Annotated in this window: 21 protein-coding genes; 2 read left to right on the top strand and 19 right to left on the bottom strand. The window is 32.4% G+C overall.

Features of this window, described 5'->3' with window-relative positions; all coding sequences use genetic code 11:
• Positions 1–124: 124 nt before the first annotated feature.
• The 9 genes from AC4BBX_RS01060 to AC4BBX_RS01020 all read right to left on the bottom strand — a co-directional run bounded on the left by AC4BBX_RS01060 (position 125) and on the right by AC4BBX_RS01020 (position 8,345).
• Complete coding sequence (locus AC4BBX_RS01060; protein WP_490454636.1) at positions 125–2,227, bottom strand: peptidoglycan D,D-transpeptidase FtsI family protein; 2,103 nt, start codon at positions 2,225–2,227, stop codon at positions 125–127.
• 310 nt (positions 2,228–2,537) lie between these two features.
• Positions 2,538–3,566, bottom strand: a complete 1,029-nt coding sequence (locus tag AC4BBX_RS01055) for an LCP family glycopolymer transferase (protein ID WP_490454635.1) — start codon at positions 3,564–3,566, stop codon at positions 2,538–2,540.
• 136 nt (positions 3,567–3,702) lie between these two features.
• Entirely contained in the window at positions 3,703–4,512 is an 810-nt protein-coding gene (locus AC4BBX_RS01050) for an ABC transporter permease (protein ID WP_490454634.1), read from the bottom strand.
• A gap of 44 nt (positions 4,513–4,556) precedes the next feature.
• Positions 4,557–5,615, bottom strand: coding sequence for an ABC transporter ATP-binding protein (locus tag AC4BBX_RS01045; RefSeq protein ID WP_490454633.1), 1,059 nt, complete (start codon positions 5,613–5,615; stop codon positions 4,557–4,559).
• Positions 5,616–5,724: 109 nt separating this feature from the next.
• Positions 5,725–6,138 (bottom strand): glycerol-3-phosphate cytidylyltransferase, encoded by a 414-nt coding sequence (gene tagD / locus AC4BBX_RS01040; protein ID WP_490454632.1) that lies wholly within the window; start codon positions 6,136–6,138, stop codon positions 5,725–5,727.
• 212 nt (positions 6,139–6,350) lie between these two features.
• Entirely contained in the window at positions 6,351–6,551 is a 201-nt protein-coding gene (locus AC4BBX_RS01035; protein ID WP_490454631.1) for a cold-shock protein, read from the bottom strand.
• 72 nt (positions 6,552–6,623) lie between these two features.
• On the bottom strand, positions 6,624–7,112 hold the full coding sequence (locus AC4BBX_RS01030; protein WP_490454630.1) for a GNAT family N-acetyltransferase: 489 nt from the start codon (positions 7,110–7,112) through the stop codon (positions 6,624–6,626).
• A 112-nt stretch (positions 7,113–7,224) separates the two neighbouring features.
• Complete coding sequence (locus AC4BBX_RS01025) at positions 7,225–7,833, bottom strand: superoxide dismutase (protein ID WP_490454629.1); 609 nt, start codon at positions 7,831–7,833, stop codon at positions 7,225–7,227.
• Positions 7,834–7,916: 83 nt separating this feature from the next.
• Complete coding sequence (locus AC4BBX_RS01020; protein WP_490454628.1) at positions 7,917–8,345, bottom strand: GtrA family protein; 429 nt, start codon at positions 8,343–8,345, stop codon at positions 7,917–7,919.
• 109 nt (positions 8,346–8,454) lie between these two features.
• Between AC4BBX_RS01020 and AC4BBX_RS01015 the strand changes: the two genes are divergently transcribed.
• Both AC4BBX_RS01015 and AC4BBX_RS01010 read left to right on the top strand, forming a co-directional pair.
• Positions 8,455–9,246: a DUF1189 domain-containing protein gene (locus AC4BBX_RS01015; protein ID WP_490454627.1), complete on the top strand. Its 792-nt coding sequence runs from the start codon at positions 8,455–8,457 to the stop codon at positions 9,244–9,246.
• A 77-nt stretch (positions 9,247–9,323) separates the two neighbouring features.
• Entirely contained in the window at positions 9,324–10,277 is a 954-nt protein-coding gene (locus AC4BBX_RS01010) for a phosphoglycerate dehydrogenase (protein WP_490454626.1), read from the top strand.
• Between the two features lie 18 nt (positions 10,278–10,295).
• Here the strand turns inward: AC4BBX_RS01010 and AC4BBX_RS01005 are convergent, their stop codons facing one another.
• From AC4BBX_RS01005 to AC4BBX_RS00960, 10 genes are all read right to left on the bottom strand, one after another.
• A complete protein-coding gene (locus tag AC4BBX_RS01005; protein ID WP_490454625.1) occupies positions 10,296–11,246 on the bottom strand; it encodes a glycosyltransferase family 2 protein in 951 nt (316 codons plus the stop codon).
• Positions 11,247–11,311: 65 nt separating this feature from the next.
• Complete coding sequence (locus AC4BBX_RS01000; protein ID WP_490454624.1) at positions 11,312–11,605, bottom strand: HesB/YadR/YfhF family protein; 294 nt, start codon at positions 11,603–11,605, stop codon at positions 11,312–11,314.
• Between the two features lie 10 nt (positions 11,606–11,615).
• Positions 11,616–12,281 carry a potassium channel family protein gene (locus AC4BBX_RS00995; protein WP_490454623.1) on the bottom strand — a complete coding sequence of 222 codons (666 nt, stop codon included), beginning with the start codon at positions 12,279–12,281 and terminating at the stop codon, positions 11,616–11,618.
• Positions 12,282–12,349: 68 nt separating this feature from the next.
• A complete protein-coding gene (locus AC4BBX_RS00990; protein WP_490454622.1) occupies positions 12,350–12,979 on the bottom strand; it encodes a response regulator transcription factor in 630 nt (209 codons plus the stop codon).
• Entirely contained in the window at positions 12,976–14,058 is a 1,083-nt protein-coding gene (locus AC4BBX_RS00985) for a sensor histidine kinase (RefSeq protein WP_490454621.1), read from the bottom strand. The genes AC4BBX_RS00990 and AC4BBX_RS00985 overlap by 4 nt, the downstream gene beginning before the upstream one ends.
• Positions 14,055–14,786 (bottom strand): cell wall-active antibiotics response protein LiaF, encoded by a 732-nt coding sequence (gene liaF / locus AC4BBX_RS00980; RefSeq protein WP_490454620.1) that lies wholly within the window; start codon positions 14,784–14,786, stop codon positions 14,055–14,057. The genes AC4BBX_RS00985 and liaF overlap by 4 nt, the downstream gene beginning before the upstream one ends.
• Before the next feature lie 285 nt (positions 14,787–15,071).
• Positions 15,072–15,545: a transcription elongation factor GreA gene (gene greA / locus AC4BBX_RS00975; protein WP_490454619.1), complete on the bottom strand. Its 474-nt coding sequence runs from the start codon at positions 15,543–15,545 to the stop codon at positions 15,072–15,074.
• A gap of 127 nt (positions 15,546–15,672) precedes the next feature.
• Positions 15,673–16,908, bottom strand: a complete 1,236-nt coding sequence (gene mltG, locus AC4BBX_RS00970; RefSeq protein ID WP_490454618.1) for an endolytic transglycosylase MltG — start codon at positions 16,906–16,908, stop codon at positions 15,673–15,675.
• 89 nt (positions 16,909–16,997) lie between these two features.
• The gene (locus tag AC4BBX_RS00965) at positions 16,998–19,304 is read right to left on the bottom strand and encodes a CDP-glycerol glycerophosphotransferase family protein (protein WP_490454617.1); all 2,307 of its coding nucleotides are present in this window, start codon (positions 19,302–19,304) and stop codon (positions 16,998–17,000) included.
• A 10-nt stretch (positions 19,305–19,314) separates the two neighbouring features.
• The gene (locus AC4BBX_RS00960) at positions 19,315–22,611 is read right to left on the bottom strand and encodes a CDP-glycerol glycerophosphotransferase family protein (RefSeq protein ID WP_490454616.1); all 3,297 of its coding nucleotides are present in this window, start codon (positions 22,609–22,611) and stop codon (positions 19,315–19,317) included.
• Positions 22,612–22,644 lie beyond the last annotated feature (33 nt).

The raw sequence follows: 22,644 nt of genomic DNA, 5'->3' as shown, positions 1-22,644 counted from the left end.
ATTCTAATTAATAGACTTCAGTAGGACTTTGAGAAATAATTATAAGAATTTTACATGATAATATTTCATTTCTCAATTGCTAAATAATTGCAAAAAAAGAGAGCCTCTCAGCTCTAATTTTTCTTTATTTTAGATATAAATCATAATAGGCATCCATAATTTGAACAGTAATATCATAGTTAGGGTTACTTTTTTCTGTTGCTAAAATTTGAGGAACCACCACGGCTACCGCAATTTCAGGGTTTTCTGTTGGTCCATAAGCTACCATGTTTAAATTGACAACTTCAATTTGTTCTCCATTGTCATCAAAAACAACTTTTTCGGCCGTTCCTGATTTCCCAGCAAGATCCATTTTAGCATTTCTTAACGGACGACCCGTAGTTAAACCATCTGTTCCATGAACCATTTGATAAAAACCTTCTTGAAGAAGATCCATTTCTGCTTCCGAAAGATCAACTTCACTTAATACTTTGGGTTCAATTTTTTCTTTTAATTCCCCTAAATTACCATATTCGTCATTCCCATAGATTCCTTCAACAATATGAGGTTGCATTCTTTTTCCGCCATTTGCAATTGTCGATACATACTGTCCTAATTGCATAGCAGTATACGTATCATATTGTCCGAAAGATAAATCGAGAATCAAACCGGCTTGATTGGCTGCATCAGACAATGAAGAGACTTCTGGTTGATAACCTGTTGCTTCATTTGGTAGATCAATTCCTGTAGATACACCTAAACCATAGGAACCCAAAGCAGCACGAAGTTTATCATAGGCTTCTTCCTGTGTAGTTACACTTGGCATGTAGATTTTGTTTCCTTGATAATTAATTCCAAGTATTCGTAAAGCAATTTGCATCATATATGAGTTGGAAGAAAATTCCAAAGATTGCACTGCTGAAATATTACGATTATTTTGACCGTTTCTATTGTAAATCGAACCTTTAGGATTTGCCCCTTCTAAATAGATTGGCTGATCATAAAGAACTTCATTACCATTCAATACACCACTCTGCCAACCAGCTGTTAACGTGGCTGCTTTCATCACAGATCCGGGTTCAAAGGCATGTTGATAGACTCCGATCGTATCATCGTATAACTCATTTTCTTCAATGTCATGATAGAAACCTGACATTGCCAAGATACTACCTGTCTGTGGATTCATAGCGACAGCATAGACTCCCGGAGAATATTCAGCAGCATTCGAATTCATCAATCCTCGATAAACATCTTCTAAAATTTTATCCATTCTAGCTTGAAATTCCGTATCAATTGAAAGAACCAAATTGTCGCCTTTTTCACCAGAGAAAACTTCTTCTTGCTTCTGAATTCGTCCTTCATTTGTTAAGGTAATTTCTTGTTGTGAGCGAATCCCTTGAAGAACATCCTCATATTGTCTTTCCAAAAAGCTTGTTCCTACACGATCATCAAGAGAATACCCTTTTTCTAAATATTCATCTGCATTTTCTGATCTTAGTCCTTCAGACACCCGTCCAATGATATTCTTCAAACCATCATTGTCAGTAACAACTTCTCGTTCCCAATCCATTCCTGTAGAAATACCAGGGAGGTCTTGAATTCGTTCCGCAACCAAAGCAACTTCTTGATCAGTTACGTCTTGATTTTTAACAAACACCGTTCTTAATTGTTGGGCACTATTCAAGCGTTTAAAAATAGTTGCTTCAACTAATTGCTCTTGTGAAAACTGAATTTCTTCAGAATCAACCTTACTAAGAATTAAATCATATTCACTTAAATCTTCTGGATTTTCATCATCTACAATTCGTTCTTGCGCTTCTTTTAAATGTTCCTCATTTGCCAACCAGTAATCTTTTAAGTCACGTTCTGTCAAATTTTCGTCTACTTCGACTGTAAGCAGTTCACTTAACTTTTCAGTAATATCCAGCAAGTCAGCAGCCGTCATTTCAAGTTGACGTGTAAACGTGATGGCTGTATTTGCATGATTTGATACCAAAGGTTTTCCAGAAGCATCATAAATAATTCCTCGAGGAGTACTACCTTGAATTTTAATAACTGAAGAAGCTTTTATTTCTTGCTCCATCGCCCCGGTATTAACAATTTGTAAATATCCCAATTGAACAATTAGTGTAATAAATAATCCAAAAATAACAAAAAATAGCAAATTCAATCGAAATGGGATATGGGATTTACGATATGATTTATGTTGAGAAGATAACTCTTCTTGATTCTGATCAAATTTCTTCATGATGACATTCCTTTCACAGCTTGAACTACTTGTCCTATTTTACCAAAAAACTCAAATTAAAAAAGCGAAAAATATAAAATAACTTTATCCTTATACAAAAAATAATAACTGAAAGTAACAAGATGTTTCACACGAAAACACAAAAATTGAACCATCTAACGAAAAAAGTTCTTATTATCGTATTCTCAAGGGAAATACTATCAAAAAACTGTGAAACATTTTTTTCGAAATATTCATTGTGGATAACAATATTTTTTTGAAACAAAGAATTATAATAAAAAAGCATGACATCCAATCGTCATGCTTTTTGTTAATATTCAATATCTTGTACAGAATAATCTGTGTCATCATAAAACTGATTCCCAATATACCCATTATAAGAATATTCAAATTGAGGATCAATTGCCAATTCTGAATTCGTAGGTAAATCCAATTGTTCTTTTAATACGTTTTGAACTTCTAATAATTCATTGATACCTAAGATTTGATAATAGATCTCATTAATTAATTCGCCTTGACCCTCTAATTGGTACTGTTCAATACTATTAAAAGCTGGGTAATAGTTTTTAGCAATATCTAACATATCATTCCAAGTCAAATCTGTTTTAGAATTTTTCTCTACAGCTTTTAAGATTTTTTGGTAGTTACTTACCCCATCCATACTCAGAACTTTTTCAACAATTTTTGTTAAAACTTCTCTTTGTCTTCTTTGGCGTCCAATGTCTCCTTCTGGATCTTCTTTTCTCATACGAGCATAAGCTAATCCAGTCTTACCGTTTAATGTAATCTGACCTTCAGGTACGTGAACACCTTCTAAAGTAAAATCAATTTTATTATTTACTTCAATGCCATCTACAGCATCAATTAGATCTCGCATGCCTTGCATGTTGATAGTTACATAGTGATCGACGGGTACATCTAATAATTTTTCAACCACGTCCATAGACATCTCCACACCACCGTAAGCATAAGCATGATTTAATTTATCAAAAGTTATCCCATCCAACATATCAGACATTATGTCTCGATCCAAAGAAACAATAGTCGACTGTTCTTTTGCAGGATTGACAGTTACCAACATCATACTATCAGAACGCCCTTGCTCTGTTCGACCCAACGCGCCAGTATCAATTCCCAAAAGAAGAATTGAAAAAGGATCTCGATCTTCAATACTAACAGCTACTTCTCTTTTTTGAGTTTGACGATTAGCTGCTTGACTAATATTGTTGACTGCAATGTTAACTTCATCAAAAGCTCGAACAGCATATACCGTTACGCCAACGACTGTTAACGCCAGTAATCCTAAAATACTCACAATTAATTTTTGATATAAACGCATGTCGTTCCTCTTTTCATTCACGGAGTAATCTATTAAATTTTGCCATATTTTTAATTATGTAGCAAGATTATGACAGTTTTATTACAAAAACTTAACCCAATTGAAACATAAATGAAAAGGAGATGTTGCCATCTCCTTAAACGTAATCAACAAATTTCGCACGGAATTTCATGTGCAAATGACTTCCTAGTATCAGCAATGTGAAAACAATTCCCCAAAATACCAAACCATAAGCTGTCTTTTGCCAGAACCATTCACGACTTAAGAAAGTATCTCTGAAACCTTCAATAATGTAGTAAATAGGATTAATTCTTAAAAATTTAATCATCCAAACAGGTAAATTCCTATTTTGAATATCCCAAATTGGACCTGATACATAAAATAGCAATCGTAAAACAGATTGCAAGAATATGTGATAATCCCTAATTAAGACCGTAATTGTGGCATTTAACAAGCCAAAAGCAAAAAGAAAAGCAAACATACAGAAGAAATAATACAGGTACTGAATCCAGTAAATTGTGGGCATAATACCAAAACCTAACATTGTTAATACAACAATAATCACCATTGGAAAGTATGAAGACAAGTTACTAACAATATTAATCGTCGGTAATACACTTACTGGAAATTTCATTTTAGCAACCATTCCAACTTGGCGATGAATACTATTAGAAGCACCTAAAATAGAGGAACTTATATAAAACCAGGCAGTAATTCCGATTAACATCCAAATAATAAATGGGACTTCAGATATTTCTCTTCCTTGGTTAACTCCCAACCCAAAAACTAAATAATAGATTCCAATTTGGATTAATGGGTTTAATATTTGCCAGGCTAATCCTAAATAATGACTCTGATAAGTCGCTTTATCTTCATAGCGAGACATGCGGGAAATCATTCCCATATGTTTAAATTGTTCTTTTATTATAGCGACAATTTCCTTCACAAAAATTCTTCCTTTTCTATCTAAATTGTGTAAACAATCTATTTCTATTTAAAAATACTAGTAATCGTTTCAATAGGGTGAGTTAATCCATAAGTCAATGAGCGCCCACTAAAAGTTACCAACATACAAAACATTGTAAATATAATTGTAGCAGCTAATAAACCTTTTGTTGGTATACTCATTTTTTCGCCTAAAGGTGTTCTCGCTAAGTTTTTAGCTAGCTCTTTTTCAGAAAGCTGTTGCTCTTGAAGTTCTGTACTATCTTTAGACGTTTCACGTAAACTATCTAAATCAAAAGATTTTTGACTCTCTTTTTGGTTGTCTTGGTAAACTTTTTGATCTTTTTTCGGTTGTTTTTTAAACCAATTAATAAAATCACGATACTCTTTCATGACTTCCGATGTTGGTCCAAACATTTTTAAATCACCATAATGCATCCAAATTGTTTTGTCACACAATTTTTCCACTTGGGCTAGTGAGTGACTAACGAAGAAAATTGTTTTTCCTTGTGCTTTGAATTCCATAATTTTATCGACACATTTTTGATAAAATGTCTCATCCCCAACTGACAAAGCCTCATCAATAACTAAAATATCAGGATTATTATGGACCGCAATTGCAAAACCTAGTCGTGAACGCATCCCACTAGAATAGCTTTTAACTGGTTGATTAATAAAATCCCCCAGGTCAGCAAAAGCAATAATTTCGTCTAACTTCTCATCGATTTCTTTATTGGTCATTCCTGACATCAAAGCTTTCAACCGAATATTCTCTAAACCGGTTAATTGAAATTTTAACCCTGCTCCAATCGAAATAATAGAAGTTTCACCATTTACTTCCATCGTTCCAGAAGTTGGTGGAATAATTCCACCAATAATATTGGATAAAGTTGACTTACCAGAACCATTAATTCCGATAATTCCAATTGATTCCCCAGCTCTGACTTCAAAATTGACACCTTTTAATGCCCAAAATCTTGGTACATTTCGATGATAGAATTTAAATAATGCTTTAACTTTATCTGATTTTTTTTTGTAGAGATCGTACTCTTTGGTAACTAAAGTACTTCTCACTTTAATTTCTTGATTGTTCAATGTATTCATCCATCCTTAAATCTCTTTTCGGAAACAAAATCACAACTATCATACCATATTTTTTAAATAAGCAACATTTTAGAAAACAGAATTAAAAAAACATTAAAAAAGCCGAAAATTATTCGGCTTTTTTTCCTTTTGCTTCTAAATCTTTTTTGATCTGAGTTGTTGATATTTCTGGTGTTCTTGCTAAATAAACAACTTCTGCTGTCGTTTCTTCCTGAATAAAGTCAAATTCTCCAGCCCAGTCATCTCCCATTACAAATGTATCAATGTGATATTCCTTAATATCAGGAACTTTTTGATTCCATCCTTCTTCAGGAATGACTAAATCGACATAGCGAATTGCTTCCAATAATTGTTTACGTTTTTCATAAGAAAAATAACATTTTTTCTGCTTTTCATTCCAATTGAACTCGTCTGTCGACAAAGCAACAACTAAATAATCTCCTTGTTCCTTAGCACGTTTGAGTAAATTGATATGTCCATAATGCAGCAAATCAAAGGTTCCATAAGTTATTATTCGTTTCATTGTATAACCTCACCATATTCTTTTAATATATAAGAAGATAACAAATATTGAATGAAATAGCAATTATATCCTATCTAACTCTACTAACAGTTAAATAAATGACATGAAAAAAGGCTGGACAGTACGTAAAACAAAATAAAAATATCTCAACAATTTTGTTGGGATATTTTACTGTTCGACGACTAATGTCACAGCCCTAATTCTCTATAAGTTTATACTTTTGTTACTTCTGCTGCTTGAGGACCACGAGAGCCTTCAACGATTGTAAATTCAACTTCTTGTCCTTCTTCTAAAGATTTGAAGCCATCGCCTTGAATTGCTGAAAAATGAACAAATAAGTCATCTCCGCCATCTGCTGTAATAAAGCCAAAACCTTTTTCATTGTTAAACCATTTCACTGTTCCATGTTCCATAAAAAATAAAACCTCCAATAATAAAATAACGAATAACTCGCTATTTCCATTATAACAAAGGGGAAAACGTTATCAACTATTTTTTTCAAATAAATAATCTACCATTTGAAAACCTGCTCCAATATCCACAATATCTTCAGTAATTAACTTAAACCCTCTTTTGTTATAAACCTTAATGGCTCTTTCGTTACCTTGATTGACTCTCAATAGTTGTTTTCGTTGGTATTGATGACTTAATTGATCATACCAATCAAAAATCTCTCGCATAAAACCTTTTCCACGATAAGCTTTTTCAATATAAATTTTACTTAGATAAATGTAGTCTGTTTTTAATTCATAGGCGGTATAACCTATGCATTCATTTTGAAACATTAAAGCAAAATAACGTACTCCTTGTTGAATTTCTTGACGTATATTATCAATTCCTTGGTAATTTTGCAACATATAATCTACTTGGTCTTTACCGATAATCGGTGTAAACACTTCTGTCCAAATATCAACAATCACTGGGTGCAACCATTGAATATCAGACTCATTTAGTATTTCTTTTCGTTCTAGCAATTCTGTCCCCCCTACACACTACTCAAAAATTACTTTTAAGTATACGCTCAAGCTTTCTTTAAGTCCACGAAAAAAGGAAAGCCCCTTGGACTTTCCTTCATCAAAACATTAATTATTTTGAAGCTGTATAGACTTCGTTTGCTTTTTCCCAGTTTACAAGATTCCAGAAAGCATCAATGTAATCCGGACGAACATTTTTGTAGTTTAGGTAGTATGCATGTTCCCATACATCTAAACCAACGATTGGTGTACGACCATCCATTAATGGAGAATCTTGATTCGCTGTAGAAGTAACTTCTAACAAACCATTGTTTAATGCTAGCCAAGCCCAACCAGAACCAAAGCGAGTTGTTGCAGCTGCTTTGAATTCAGTTTTAAATTCATCAAAACCACCGAATGTTTTTTCGATAGCTTCTTTTAATTCACCAACTGGTTCGCCACCAGCATTCGGAGCCATAATTTCCCAGAACAATGTATGGTTTGCATGTCCGCCACCATTGTTACGTACTGCTGTACGAATGTCTTCAGGAACTGCCGATAAATCAGAAATCAAATCTTCTACAGATTTTTCACTAAGTTCAGGATATTTTTCAACCGCAGCATTTAAGTTAGTCACATAAGTGTTATGGTGTTTGTCATGATGTAAGTGCATTGTTTCCGTATCAATGTGTGGTTCTAATGCATCATAAGCATATGGTAATTCTGGTAATTGGTAAGTCATAAATCAATTCCTCCTAAATGATTATTTACAAGTTAAGATTATCAAACAAAACCGTTTTCTACAAAAAATATGCTTAGTTTTTTTTATTTTTTTGAAAAAATGAACAATTTACTAAATAAATAGTTTGCGACTACTACAAGTATTTGGGTAACAATTTTAGCCCAAAGATTATCAAATTGAAAAACCTCAATTAATAACAACATGCTCCCCATATCCATCACCAAAGAAACAAGTCGATAGAAAATAAACGTCATAAATTCTATGAACCATTCTTTTTTTGTAGTTGTAATAGAACCAAATACCCACTTTTTATTTGTTACAAATGCAAAACTCACTGCAGCAAACCATGAAACAACAGTTGCTAATAAATAATGCCATGAAAATAGATTTAAGCCAATGAAATGAATAATAATATTGACAATTGTTGTCAATACTCCAAAAAAAAGATAGCTACTAATTACATAAAGCTTGTTTTTCTTCAACCATCTGATTCCTTTTTTTAAGACTTTCACCCATATTCCTCTTTTCATAGAAAATTCACTTTTTAACCATTTTGTTTCTAAAATTATTCTGCTACAATAAACCATAGTGTTTAAACATTGATTATGAAAGGATTTTACCATGTCTCTTATTCAATTAGCAAAATATTCTTTATTAGATATTAAACAATTAACTCATGCAAAAAAACTTAATTTCGGGAAAACAATATTTTATATATTCCTTTTAAGTCTACTTGCTGCTGTTCCTCTATTTACTCAAGTCATTGGCTTCTACAGCGATATTCAAAAAGATGGACAGGAAATCACTGAGCAATTGCCAGATTTTACTATTGAAAATGGCGCTTTAGTGACAGATGTTACAGAAGGATTTATTTACCAAACAGATTCGATTATCTTTACCTTTGATCCCGAGGGAATTCGCAGTCCTGAAGATGTCCCTAACGATATGGTAGGAAATTTCCTAAGCATGGGTTTGTTAGCCGATAAACTAGTCTTAGCCTTGCCAGCTAATGAAATTACTACGGCTTTACTCGGAAGCAATGTACTAAGTATTCCGTATGATAACTTACCCGGATTAAATAATCAGATGTTACAATCTGTACTTGCAGGAGAACAAACACCTTGGTGGGCAATCATTCTAGTGTATGTAACGGTTCTTTTTCCTACATTTATCAATTTAATTTTTATTGTCTTTATGGCTGCTTTATTGGCAAATTTTTCCAATCTCTTTCGAAGAATTCCTAATCGTTTAATGGATAATTTTAAAGTTTTGACTTTTATCAGCACAATTCCAGTGCTAATAACAACCGCCATAACTTTTTTCTTGCCTGGATTTAATGCCAACTTCTTCATTGTTATGTGTTGTATCATATTATTTAATCAGGTTGAGCGAAGAAAACCACCAATTAACTGACATTCATTTTTTTGAATGTCTTTTTTTTATAGAATTTGCTACACTTAGATTATAGTTTTAAATTGGAGGGTGCAACGATGACAAAGTATATTTTAACTACACGTTCTTTTAGAGATGAATTTATTCGCCAAGCAAAAGAAATCGCGCCAGAGTATCAATTTTTCTCAAAAGAGGATATTACTGATTCATTTGACTGGCAAAAAGTTGTCATTACTATTGGGTGGCAAAAAGAGTGGGAAGAAAAATTACTTTTCCCGAATACTTCTTTAAAATGGATTCAATCCATTTCAGCTGGTGTAGATACACTACCATTAAAAAAATTAGACGAATACAATATTTTATTGTCTAACGCTAGTGGAATCCACGCTCAATCGATTACCGATCATTTATTAGCTGTACTTTTTATGAAAACAAGAGGGTTATTTGAAGCCATCGAACAGCAGCAAAAGAAAAACTGGTATACCTCAGAGAATTTTTGCAATTTAGAGGACCTACGAATCTTGATTGTAGGAACTGGACGTATTGGACAGCGTCTTGCTAAAAGTCTATCATTCTTTGGCTGCCATCCGATTGGAATAAATACCAATGGAAGAAAAATTGATTACTTTGATGAAACTCACTCCTTAATCGAGTTGGCTCATCAAACTCAAAAAGCAGATGTCGTAATTAATATTTTACCACTGACTGAAGATACCCATCATTTATTTGATGAAGAATTTTTCAACTTGATGAAACCATCAGGAACATTTATCAATGTAGGACGTGGAGCTAGTGTGGATACCGAAGCCATTTATCAAGCACTAAAAAATCAAACAATTGCTTTTGCAGCTTTAGATGTCTTTGAAGAAGAACCATTACCTGAGGATCATCCTTTGTGGGATTTAACAAACATCCTAATTACCCCACATATTTCTGGGTATACACCACATTTCCAAAGAGCCTTTATGCCTATCTTTTTGGAAAATTTAGCTAACTTTAATGAAAAAAATACTCTTGTCCGCAATATGGTCAATGTGAAAACAGGATATTAAAAAAAAGAGTCGTTGAAATTATTCGTCAACGACTCTTTTTTGATCTTCATCAGTTTCTTTAATGATATAAATTGGACGATTTTTGGTTTCTAAAAAAATTTTTCCAATGTATTTACCAATGATTCCTAAACACAATAATTGCAAACCACCCATAAATAACATAATAGATACCATTGATGGCCATCCACTTGTTGGATCACCAAAAACCAATGCTCTAATCACAATAAAGAGTAAGGAAATTCCCGCACCCACACAAGAAAAAGCTCCGATAAATGAAGCAAAATTTAATGGCGCATCAGAAAAGTTTACAATTCCATCAATAGAATATTTGAATAAACTCCAAAAAGACCACGATGATTTACCAGCAATTCGTTCACGATTTTCAAATTCAAGATAGGTTGTCTCAAACCCTACCCAGCTAAAAATACCTTTCGAGAAACGATTGTATTCAGAAACTTCTAAAACAGAATCAACCATTTGCCTTGTCATTAAACGAAAGTCTCGAGCACCATCTACCATTAATGTATCCCCAAAACGATTGATTACTTTATAAAATAACCGTGCGAAGAAACTACGAATCACTGGTTCTCCTTGACGACTCGTTCTTCTTGTACCTACACAATCGAATTTTCCAGTCTCCAAAATTTCAATCATTTGAGGTAACAATTCAGGAGGATCTTGCAAATCTGCATCCATCACTGTTACTAGCTCTCCTTTTGCGGCTTTTAATCCTGCATATAAAGCTGCCTCTTTTCCAAAATTTCTCGAAAAAGACAAGTATCTAATCTTATGTGGTAGTTTACGGTATACTTTACGAATAACTTTTAAGGTCTGGTCAGTAGAACCATCATTAATGAAAATATATTCAGCTTCAATATTCAGTTGATTGACAATCTTTTCCACTTCATTCACAAACAATGGTACGGCCTCTTGTTCGTTATAACATGGAACCACAATTGATAATCGCATAATTTACTCCTCCGTATTCAATGAAAAGACTAATCGCCGAAAGCGATTAGTCTTTTAAAAAACTTTTATATTTCAGTAAATACATATTTAGGTTCATTTAATTTTTCATCAAAATCCACCGTCATATTAAGTCCTTTAAAAAACCAATCATCCGTTTCTTCACCAAAAAATAAAATTTCGCCAACTTGTTTTTTAAATAGTGGATTTTCTGGTCGATCAGCTGACATCCCTACTGAAAAGCCATCATGTACTTGGGTATTTCCATATACTTTCCCAAAAAAACGAATCCCCATACCGGATTGTAGTTTAATCTCTTTTTCAAACCATTTTAATGCTGCATCAGTTATCGTTAACTCCATCTTGGCACCCCTAATCATTTAATTTTTCATCAAGTATATCTACTTCATCTGTATCCCCAATTACTAACAAATTATCATTTTCCCTGACAATTTCATTCGCTGCTGGTGAAACTACCACATCACCACCGACACGTCGAATAGCGACAACAGTCAAACCAAATCGTTGACGGAAATTAAGTTCCAATAATGACTTATTAAAAAATTTTGGATTGGCCACTTTTATTTCAGCCAAAGAGAATTCATCAGAAAGCTCAATAAATTCCAGAATATTTTTTGATACTAAATTATGAGCAATTCTTACACCCATATCGCGCTCTGGATGGACTACTCGATCAGCACCAATTTTTTCCAACACACGTGCATGGTACTCATTTTGGGCTTTAGCAACAACGTTTGGTACACCCATCTCTTTAATCATCAACGTAACTAAAATACTTGCTTGGATGTCTTCTCCAATCGCGACAATTACATGATCAAAATTTCTGATACCTAAAGAGCGTAAAGTCATTTCATCTTGAGCATTCCCAACGACCGCATGAGTAGCTATATTCATGTATTCATTCACCCGATCTTCACTACTATCAATAGCTAATACTTCTTGACCAGATTCCACTAGTGTTCGGCAGATACTGCCACCAAAACGGCCTAAACCAATAATTGCATAATTCTGTCTCATTTTCCTTCGCTCTCCTTAAAAGAATACCTCTACATTATAACAAAGGTTGTTATTTACTCAAAGAAAGATTACTTAACTAATTTATGTTTAAATGCATAAATAGCTGCTTGTGTACGATCATCAACTTCAAGCTTTGATAAAATATTAGATACATGTGTCTTAACAGTCTTCAAAGTAATAAATAACTCATCTGCGATTTCTTGATTACTTTTACCTTGAGAAATGAGCATTAATACTTCTCGTTCACGATTCGTTAAATCTTCATGTAATTGGAAAGATCTATTCGTCATACGATTCATCATTTTATTTGTTACTTCTGGTTCAAGCACTCGTTCACCTTTTTGTGTTGCTCGGATTGCATCCGCAATTTCATGAGCAGTTGATGTTTTTAACATATATCCTGCCGCTCCTGCTTCAATCGCTGGATATACTTTTTCGTCATCAATAAAACTTGTGACAATGATAATTTTCGCTTCTGGCCATTCTTTTAATATCAATTTAGTAGATTCGATACCATCCATTTCATCCATTACTAAATCCATTAAAATGATATCCGGTCTTAGTTCTAAAGCTTTCTCATAGCCAATCAGACCGTTTCCAGCCTCACCTACAACTTCAATATCCTCTTGAATCAATAAATAAGACGACACACCCAATCTAACCATTTCATGATCATCTACCAACAACACTCTTATCATCTATGTGGAACCTCCTTTAATATCGGAATTTTAATTTCTATACTTGTTCCTTGATTTTTAAAACTAATGATTTTTAATGTGCCGCCAACTCCAGCAATCCGTTCACGAATATTCATTAAACCGTAGCTTCCAGCCTTTTGTTGTTGCTGTTCCACATTAAAACCTACACCATCATCTATTACTCTTAATAAAACATTTTGGTCAATTAAATTTAAGTATACTTCTAACTCATCAGCTTTTGCGTGACGTAACGTATTCGAAAGTAATTCTTGAATCACACGAAAAAGTTGATCTTCAATACTATTAGGAATCGTTAAATCCTCGATATCCCATTTAAGTGCGATATTTACTTTGGTTTGTAATTCTTTTAATAATTGCTCAATTCCTTGCTTCAAACTTTTACCTTCCAGCGTAACCGGTCTTAAATGTAATAATAACGCACGCATCTCTGATTGAGAAGCATTGATAATATCTGAGACCATTCCCAACTGTTTTTTTTGAACTTCGGGAGCATCGGTTTTTATCGCTTGTTCATTGAGTGCTGACATCATCATCATTGCCGCGAATAATTGTTGAGACACAGAATCATGTAACTCTCTAGCTAAACGATGTCGTTCATTTTCTAATATTTCTTCTTTTGTTTCACCATCCACAACTTGTGGTCGTGCATTTAAAATTTGAAGCTCAGTTGACATTTCTACTAATTTATTTCTCACTTCATGAATGTCTTGATCCATATCAAATAAATCTTTATTGTTTGCTGACAAAGGCATCTTTTCATTCAATGCAGGACTCTCAAAATTACCACTGGCTAATAATCTCAGTTTTTCTTCAACAGGTGTTACTAAACGTCGTTGTGTAAATGAAAGCAATAAAAAGATTGATAAACCTGTTGCTACAGATAGAGCCAATAAATAAAAAATCAACGGGACAAAAAAGATGCGTACTTGAAATAGTTGTAACCACCATCTATGTTGTCCTATTGCGAAAAAATAAGAAAACAAGACAAACAATAAAATTAAAAAAGCTGCAATGCCACTGTAAACACCAATCATGGTTTTCGTGGTTTTAACCATCATACTCTAATCACCTCGAGATCGCCAACTAGTGTATTTGAAATAATTTTTAAGCGTCTGGGACTCTCGCTATAATCGCTACTATAAATCTTTAATATCTCATTTTGAAGTTGTGTTTCTTTAGATTCAAAAGTTACCGTTCCCGCAAAAGTTGCATGTTCTAACTGTACACCAATCCCAGTAGGAATCAATATACGAGTTCTACCAAGTCCTTTTCTTACTAAAATAATATTATCATTTTTTGGTAATATTGTATTGCCTAAATCAATGATCGTATCACCTGATACGACACTAATATTAATGTCATCCCACTCATATATCTTGCTTCCAATTCGCTCATTCCCTAACCATCTCTGCTGTTTCTTTTTACCGTCATGATTTTCTGGCTCTTCCGTTTCAACCATAATCATCTGCTTCTTATTCCAAAAAGAGTATCTAGAAAAATCAATTCCTGATATTTCTACTCCTTTTAATCCGATAAATAAAATGGCAAAAACAACCATTAACCATAATGCAGGACTATTTAATAAGCTGATTAAAATCATCAGTACACCAATGACTAATTGAAAATGCTTATTTTTGGTCTCTTTTCTTCTTCTAAACGAAAGATATACTGTCAAAATCCCCGCAGTTAATAGTATAAGTAAGGCAATGTTATTGATGATTTGCCAAATAGCTAAAACAAATAACAACGCTTCTACTATAAAAAAGAATCGCCATGGACTCCTCATAAAATTTCCTCCTTATTTCTTTTAATGTATTAAAATTTCGAAAAAACGAAATTTTAGTCCGATTGAAATGCCGTATATCATTCCACTAGCTCGGGGTTCCTAGTAAGTGGAACTGACATCCTTGCGCAACATTTCATCTATTATACTATCTTCATGAAATGAATCACCTTATTTTCTCTATCAATCATACTAAAAAAAAAAATAAAATTCATCAGTCGGTAGGCTGAAAACCTAAAAAATAGGAATAAACCTTACTGGTTTATTCCTATTAATACAACTTAATTCTTATTTTACATCGATGATTTTTACGAGCATATTCCCACCTGGAGTCGAAATAGTAACTTCGTCGTCTATTTTTTTACCAATCAACGCTTGAGCGATTGGTGAATCGTTCGAAATTTTACCAGAAAATGGATCAGCTTCAGCACTTCCCACAATTGTATATTCTTCTTCTTCTTCATCTGGTAGTTCTTTAAATACAACCGTTTTACCGATTGAAACTTCATCTTGATCCACACCATTATTATCAATGATTTCTGCAAAACGAATCATAGTTTCTAAAGTAGTGATACGACCTTCTACAAAGGCTTGCTCGTCTTTTGCAGATTCGTATTCAGAGTTCTCAGAAAGATCACCAAAACTACGAGCTACCTTAATACGTTCAATAATTTCACTACGTTTAACCGTTTTTAATTCTTCTAATTCTTGTTCCAACTTCTCTTTTCCTTCAAGTGTCATTGGGTATACTTTTTCTACCATAAACAAAATCTCCTTTATATCTTTCCACATTATATTTGACTACGTAAAATGGTAATCTTTTGTTTAAATCCACAAAAGATTACCATTCTTTTCTTCAATTGTAAACTCTTTTTGTTACTAATATTATCTAATCTTTATTATTCACGTATTTTTCGACTAATTCATTATGCTCATCTAAAGTTTCTGCATAAAAAACTTCTTGGGTATCTATATCCGCTACAAAATAATAATAATCATTTTCGATTGGATTTATTACTGCTTCTATCGCTTGCTGACTTGGGTTATCAAAAGGTCCTGGTCCAAATCCTCGATTTTGATACAAATTATACGGTGAGTCAACTTCTAAATCTTCGAATAATACAAGTTCTTTATGAACACCTAGAGCATATAAGATAGAAATATCCGACTGAAGTGGCATATCGATTGCCAAACGATTGAAAAACACTTGTGCAATGTTTTTACGATCTTCTTCTGTTTGACCTTCTTTTTCAACTAATGAAGCCAATGTTAACACTTCATGAACATTTAAATCAGATTCGTCAATTTCATCATAATAGCCATACATCACATTATTCATCGCTAATACCATCTCTTCAACGATTGTTTCTAAACTCATTCCCTTATAATAATCATAGGTTGCTGGGAACAAATACCCTTCTAATGGATAACGGACTTCTTTGACTTTGCTGACATCAGATAAAAGACGAGGATATTTTTCAACTAATCTTTCAAAATAATCTTGATCTACCATCAATGCCAAGAAATCATCTTTGCTTAGATCTGTATTTTCTGCAATGGCATCTCCAACTTGATCCACGTCGTAGCCTTCAGGAATTAAAATCCGAGCATCTGCTTGATCTGCAGCTAAGCCACCTTCTTGAAGTAATGCGCCAATTTCATCCAAAGTCATGTCTGGAGACATTTGGTATTTTCCAGCTTGGAAATCAGCCATGTTGTTAAATTTTGTATAGTAGTTAAATACCATACCACTTTTAATCACTTGATCTTCCTCTAAAATTTCACCAATCATTTTATTGGATGAACCACTTGGTATACTAACTAATACTTTTTCTGAATTGGTTGCATCTAAAGGTTGTAAACTAGATGAAATATAACGATACGTAGAAAAACCAAACACGCCGCCTACAACCAGTAAAACTAGAACAATGATTGTGACGATTCTACCTACCACTTTATCTTCTTTTCTTCTTTCTAATCTCTTATTACTTCTAGTTGATCGATCCATTCCGTTTGACTCCCTTTTTGTATATGAAGAACGTAATGTGTCTTCTTCTAAATTTTGATTAGATAGATTCGTTTTGTTTACTGAATCTTTTTTATCTGAGTGTTGTTTGTTACTCAAAACAACTCCTCCTTACTATCATGTGTCTAACTTGTATCATTATACACGAAAGTCTGGAGGAGTGGAATGATTTTAATAAAAATGAAAGATTACTTTGAACTAAATAAAGATTCCCAAACTTGAAGAGATTCTTTTTCATGTTTTTCAAAATCAAATTTTTCACCTTTAAAACCAATTTTTATAAATTTTTCCAACCCTTCTAATAATCCTTCGGTTGAATTATCGACAACCAAAGTCTTGTCATTTCCTTCTAAAACTTCTAGGGTTTCTTCGATATTAGTCATAATTACTGGCGTCTCCACGGCTAAAGCTTCAAAAACAACCATTCCTAATCCTTCATAACGACTACTGAAAACAAAAGCATTTGCTTGTTTAATTAAATTATAAGGTTCCACTAGATTGTCAAAAAGATAGATATTTTTTTTAAAAAAACTTTTGGCTATCTGCTCTTCAATAGCTGCTTTTTCTGGTCCGTATGAACAAACTAATACCAGTCTTGTTTCGCTATTATTAAGTTTTTCAAAAGCACTAATCAATCGATCGTATCCTTTTTGCTTTGAAAATCTTCCTACTGAAATAAAAACAGTAATTTCATCATTAGAAAAATCTTTTAACAAACTTACCGGTATAGTCTCAGGTAAAGACATTTCTGAAATCCTCTGTACCTCGAGAATATTAAGCAATACTTCCATCACAATAGTATTTGCCTTTGGAACCATCCCCAAAACCTTTTTCTCAATTGGCTTAGATACACAAACGACATGATCTGCTTGCTCGTAGGCATCAAAAATAATTTTGGGTTTCAAATGCGGACTAATTTTAAATTCTTTTTCCATGTCAGTATGAACAAAAATAGACGTTTGAATTCCCAATGGTTTTAAAGCCCAAGTCCAAACTGCATAAGAGCGATCGTACCCCGGATAATGAATAAAGTGTCCTATCTTCATATTAGGAAACAATCGATCAAACTCTCTTTGATACATTTTTGTCAGAGTATTCTTGTTAGCAGGTAGTTGATTCATGTAAAGCATAGTTTGGGCTGTCTCTAAAAGAGTCGCTTGTATTTTCTTCATTTGAATAAATGTATACATTTCAATTGGCAGCTGCTGAATTTTATATTCTAATTCTTCAGGAATCATGCCTTCTTGCCAAATTAAAATATAATTACGTTTAGTTAAGTCTGCTGTATTCATTAGATTTAAAAGTGACGCGGTAATCCCATTATCTGCTAATTGATATGCATAAATCAAAACATTCTCTTTACCATTCGAATTAGAATACTCAACAATAGATTGACTTTTTTTATCACCTAACAAATAGTCTAAAACGATAGTAGTTCCTAATTTGGAATCATAAGGCGTATAGTTTTGCTGTAATTTCTCATAATTTATTTTATTCGATTCTCTTAATAAATAAATGAGGTTTTGTGCCGTTGTTGCTTTATTAAACGGTAATTCATCCACACTTAAATACATTCCACGCTCACTTTGATATTCTTGTTCATCAAAAGTAAATAATACAATCTCTCGGTTTGTTACTGCAAAATCAAACATGATAGATGAATAATCAGTCACTAGTTTTTCAACTGTCTGTAAAAAATGGTAGAGATCCGTTTCTTCTGGATAAGGTTTTAAGTGCTGATAGCCTTGTTCTTGAAAATTTAACAAGGCGGCTTCATAAGGATGTAGCTTTACATACATTTCCTCGTCATCTAATAGTAACTTATCTAGTTGTTCAAGCTCCTCCAACATTCTATTGGATAAAGAAACATCTGAAACATTTACCCCTCTCCAAGTTGGCATATATAAATATCTTTTAGGAACCACCTGATTATTAAATAAAGAGCTATTTCTAGGCGATGGTGCAACAACAATCTGATTATCAACAATATCTTTAATCCCAAAATCTTGAACAATGATCTCTTTTGTAAACTCATTACTCACAAAAATTTTATCCGCTGCAGCAAGATTTCGCTGTACATTACCGTAACCTTGGACTTGTGTTGATTTACCAAGATGCTTCAAAGGGGTTCCATGCCAAAAAATAAAGTATTTTTGGTCTTTGCGTTTATGAAAAAATCCCCAAAAGGAAGTATCATTAATTAAATACTCACAAGTTGCCAGTAGCTTTAAATAATCCTTGCTCATGTGTTTGATAATAAAAGGCTCAAAATCACTCGGAACTGAAGTTTCTTTCCTTAGGGCAATATAAATTTTAAAATCAGGGTAGCCTTTTTTTATTTTTTCCGCCAATGAAAAAATATGTCCTGATATCTCTCTACCATGAGAAGCTTCTAACAGGATAGTTTTTTTTAAGATGGGCCTTTTTAGACTTTTTAAATAGTATAATTCGTTGGGCGTCATTAGGTTAGTTCGTAGTTTAGTTTTAATTGACATAAAAGCTCTCCTACTCTACTTCTATTTCTTCATAAAAATTTTGTACTGCCTCTTTGTTGTACTTAACACAGTCGAATTGCTCAAATGTTCCTTCAAAATTAATTATTTTTAAAAGACCTTTGTATATGGATTGAACATCTGTTCCATTTATTAACATTCCATATTTTTCATCTTCACCAAGAACATTTTTATTTGCTGGGATGTTTGTAGCAAGAATTTTCATTTGTAGCGTCATAGCTTCCAGTAATACCATTGGTTGCCCCTCGTATATTGAAGGTAATACAAATACATTATTTTGTTCGATAAATCTATATGGTTCTGGAATATATCCTAACATGAACACTAAATTTTCTAATTCTAGTTCTTCAATTTTATCACGAAGTTCACCTTCTAATACACCTTCTCCTAATATATACAACCTTATATTAGACTTCTTCAAAGTGAGTAAGTGAAATGCTCGAATCAGATTCAAATGATTTTTTTCAGGAGATAACCTCCCCATAGTAACAAAATTAAAATAGTTAGAATCTATAGAATTTTTATCATGGGATATTTTTAAATAACTTATTTGCGAATGCGGTTTTGAAAGATTTTTCTTTTCTATCCAACCTATAGCTTCATTATTCGCATTGATTATCCTATCAAAATACTTTCCATTGATTGTAACCTCCGCATCACAAAAATAATTTCTGGTTAAATCCAATTTTTTCGATTTCTCCTCCGACATAGTGGTACCTGGAGGATTTTTCCAAATTTTACCGACTTCATTAAAGTCAGTTGCTAAAGAGATTTCATTATTCAAAGAAATATATCTTTCAGTTATTCCTATATTCTTCTTTCTATTTTGTTTTTCAAAATAATATTTTAAAGGTGAAAAGAAGGAAAGCTTATGAAAACGCGCTAATGTACTTGACTCTACCCAACCTATATCAGTTTTATTTAGATTGATATGGTAAAATTCTCCTTTTAAAGTATCAGCTTTTTTATCAATAAAAACATAAGTATTTACTAAATAATCTAATTGTGAAACACACTCTTTTTGAAAAACGGTTTCTAATTTTTTCCATATAAACTTGTCTTTCATATTAAATACAGTAGCAACTAAATTGACTTTTTCTATATCAAAAACTTCATTTTCCATTTCAATTAAAATACTACTTTCAAACCAACCAATATATCGATTATTAATTAAACATTTATAATATAATTGATTATCAACTTCTATGTTTGCTACAGCTAATATTTTATCCTCTTTACTTAAATAGTATTTGCTTCTCTCATTGCAATTTATTGACTGAATATTTTTGAAATACACATGGTTTTCTGCATCTTTCACTTGAAACAATAAATTTACTCGGTTTATTTTGCTATCTTGTTTTATTTCATTTATCTTATTATTTGATTGCAAAATAGATTCGATATTAATCGTATTTATTGCATATCCTATTTGACTAGCTTGAACATATTTACTTAAATTTTCTTCATTTATTTTCATTGTAGACGGGGAAACACTCAGTATTCTATCAAAATTAAAGTAAATAGAAAACAGTGCTCTTAGTGACTCTCTATGAGGCATTACTCCGTTAATAACTTTTTTTGAATCTGACATTAAATCATTATGTTGAAATATAATATATTTTTTTGCATTAGCTCCTAACAGTAATTTCGCCCAAAAAAAACTATAGCCACTAAAATCAATAGATACATCAAATGATAAATTAGCTAACAAACGATTACTCTCGCGTCTGAAAGCAGCTCTAGGATATCGATCTCTTTCGTTTTCAGACAATCCTTCAGCCTGTATTTTTCTATTCATAAAATCTTCTTTAATTGTATAAATTGGAATACCCGGTTTAAAAAGAAATCTAACGTTGGAATTAATTTTTAATAGATTAATCATCCCTTCGTCTCCTGTAGGTTCGACAAAAACTGTTACGTCATAAATATCATAGTCAATATTATTCATCAAATTCAAAAAACTAGTTGTAATTCCATTGTTTAATAAATTTCCAGGATAAATAACTATTCTTTTTTTGTCAGAAGCTATTTTTAAAGTTCTACCGTGGTTTGATTGAATATTTTGTTTCAAAAATATATAGTTTACGATTCTTTCACTGACATTTCCATCATCATATTGTACAAATTTTTCTTTAGCTTTTCTATATTTCTCTTGATATTCTTTATTGAATAAATCTATTTTATCTATAACATCAATTAGCTCATCTACATTCTCTGCTACTGGACCTGGAAATTCTGATTCCTCTAAATACATCCCACGTTCAAAAGAATATATATCTTTATCCCACACATAAAAAATAATGGGCTTATCTGTCACTAAAAAATCAAAAAAGATACTCGAATAATCTGTAATTAGAATGTCTACACTCCCTAGAAGTTGATTAGCATCACAAAAATCTGGAACCAATACATCTTGAATACTAGGATTATTTTTAATAAATGGATATACATATGGATGTACTTTGATCAGTAACTGATATTCATCATTCAATTTTTCTTGAAGATATTTAATTTCTGTTATTATTTGGCTGATATTTATAGTTGGATTTTGAATAGAAGTACCTTTCCATGTGGGTGTATATAAAATGATTTTTTTTTCATCATTCAGTTCAATTTTTGTTTCTTTAAGCACCTTCTCTAGTACTTTTCTATTATTATTTTGAAATGTCATATCAATTCTGGGATATCCAGCCTCAATAATTGTTCCTGGATAAATATCTTGTAATTTATAACTTTCAGAGAAAATTTTTGTTGTGTAACTATTCGGACTTAAGAAATAATCTACCATCAACAAATTCCGAAGAACGTTTTGTGAATGTTTAGGGTTTCCTGGAATATCAAATCCCATATATTTTAATGGTGTACCATGCCAAGTATTAATATATATTTGATCCTTTTTTTTAACAAAAAAGGATTGAAAAGTTGAATTGTTTACCAAATATTTTGAAGTTAATAAATAATTGATATATTCTTTAGTATTTCTTTTTATAAATTTTACTCTCGAAATAAACTCCTCTGGAATTAGAAGTTTTAGTTGAGCTTCATTTCCTTGGATAACCCATATATGTTCAAAATTTTCATATTTAGGGTCTTTACAGATCTGTAAAAATAAGGCTAAAGGACTATCCGTGATGGATTGACCATCTCTATTTTCATACAATATTAAATTTTCATTTATCTCTGTTTGATCATATTTTTTTGCATAATAATAATTCAATATCGAAGCTTTATTTTTTAGTGCGTTAACTGTTGATTTAGCAAGCAGCATAGTATTCTTTTTTAATGACATAATGTACCTCAAATTCTATTTTTATAATCGTTA

Source organism: Enterococcus sp. AMC1157, from assembly GCF_058216555.1.
The sequence above is the reverse complement of the archived record's forward strand: the minus strand, read 5'-3'. Positions and strand labels throughout refer to the sequence as shown.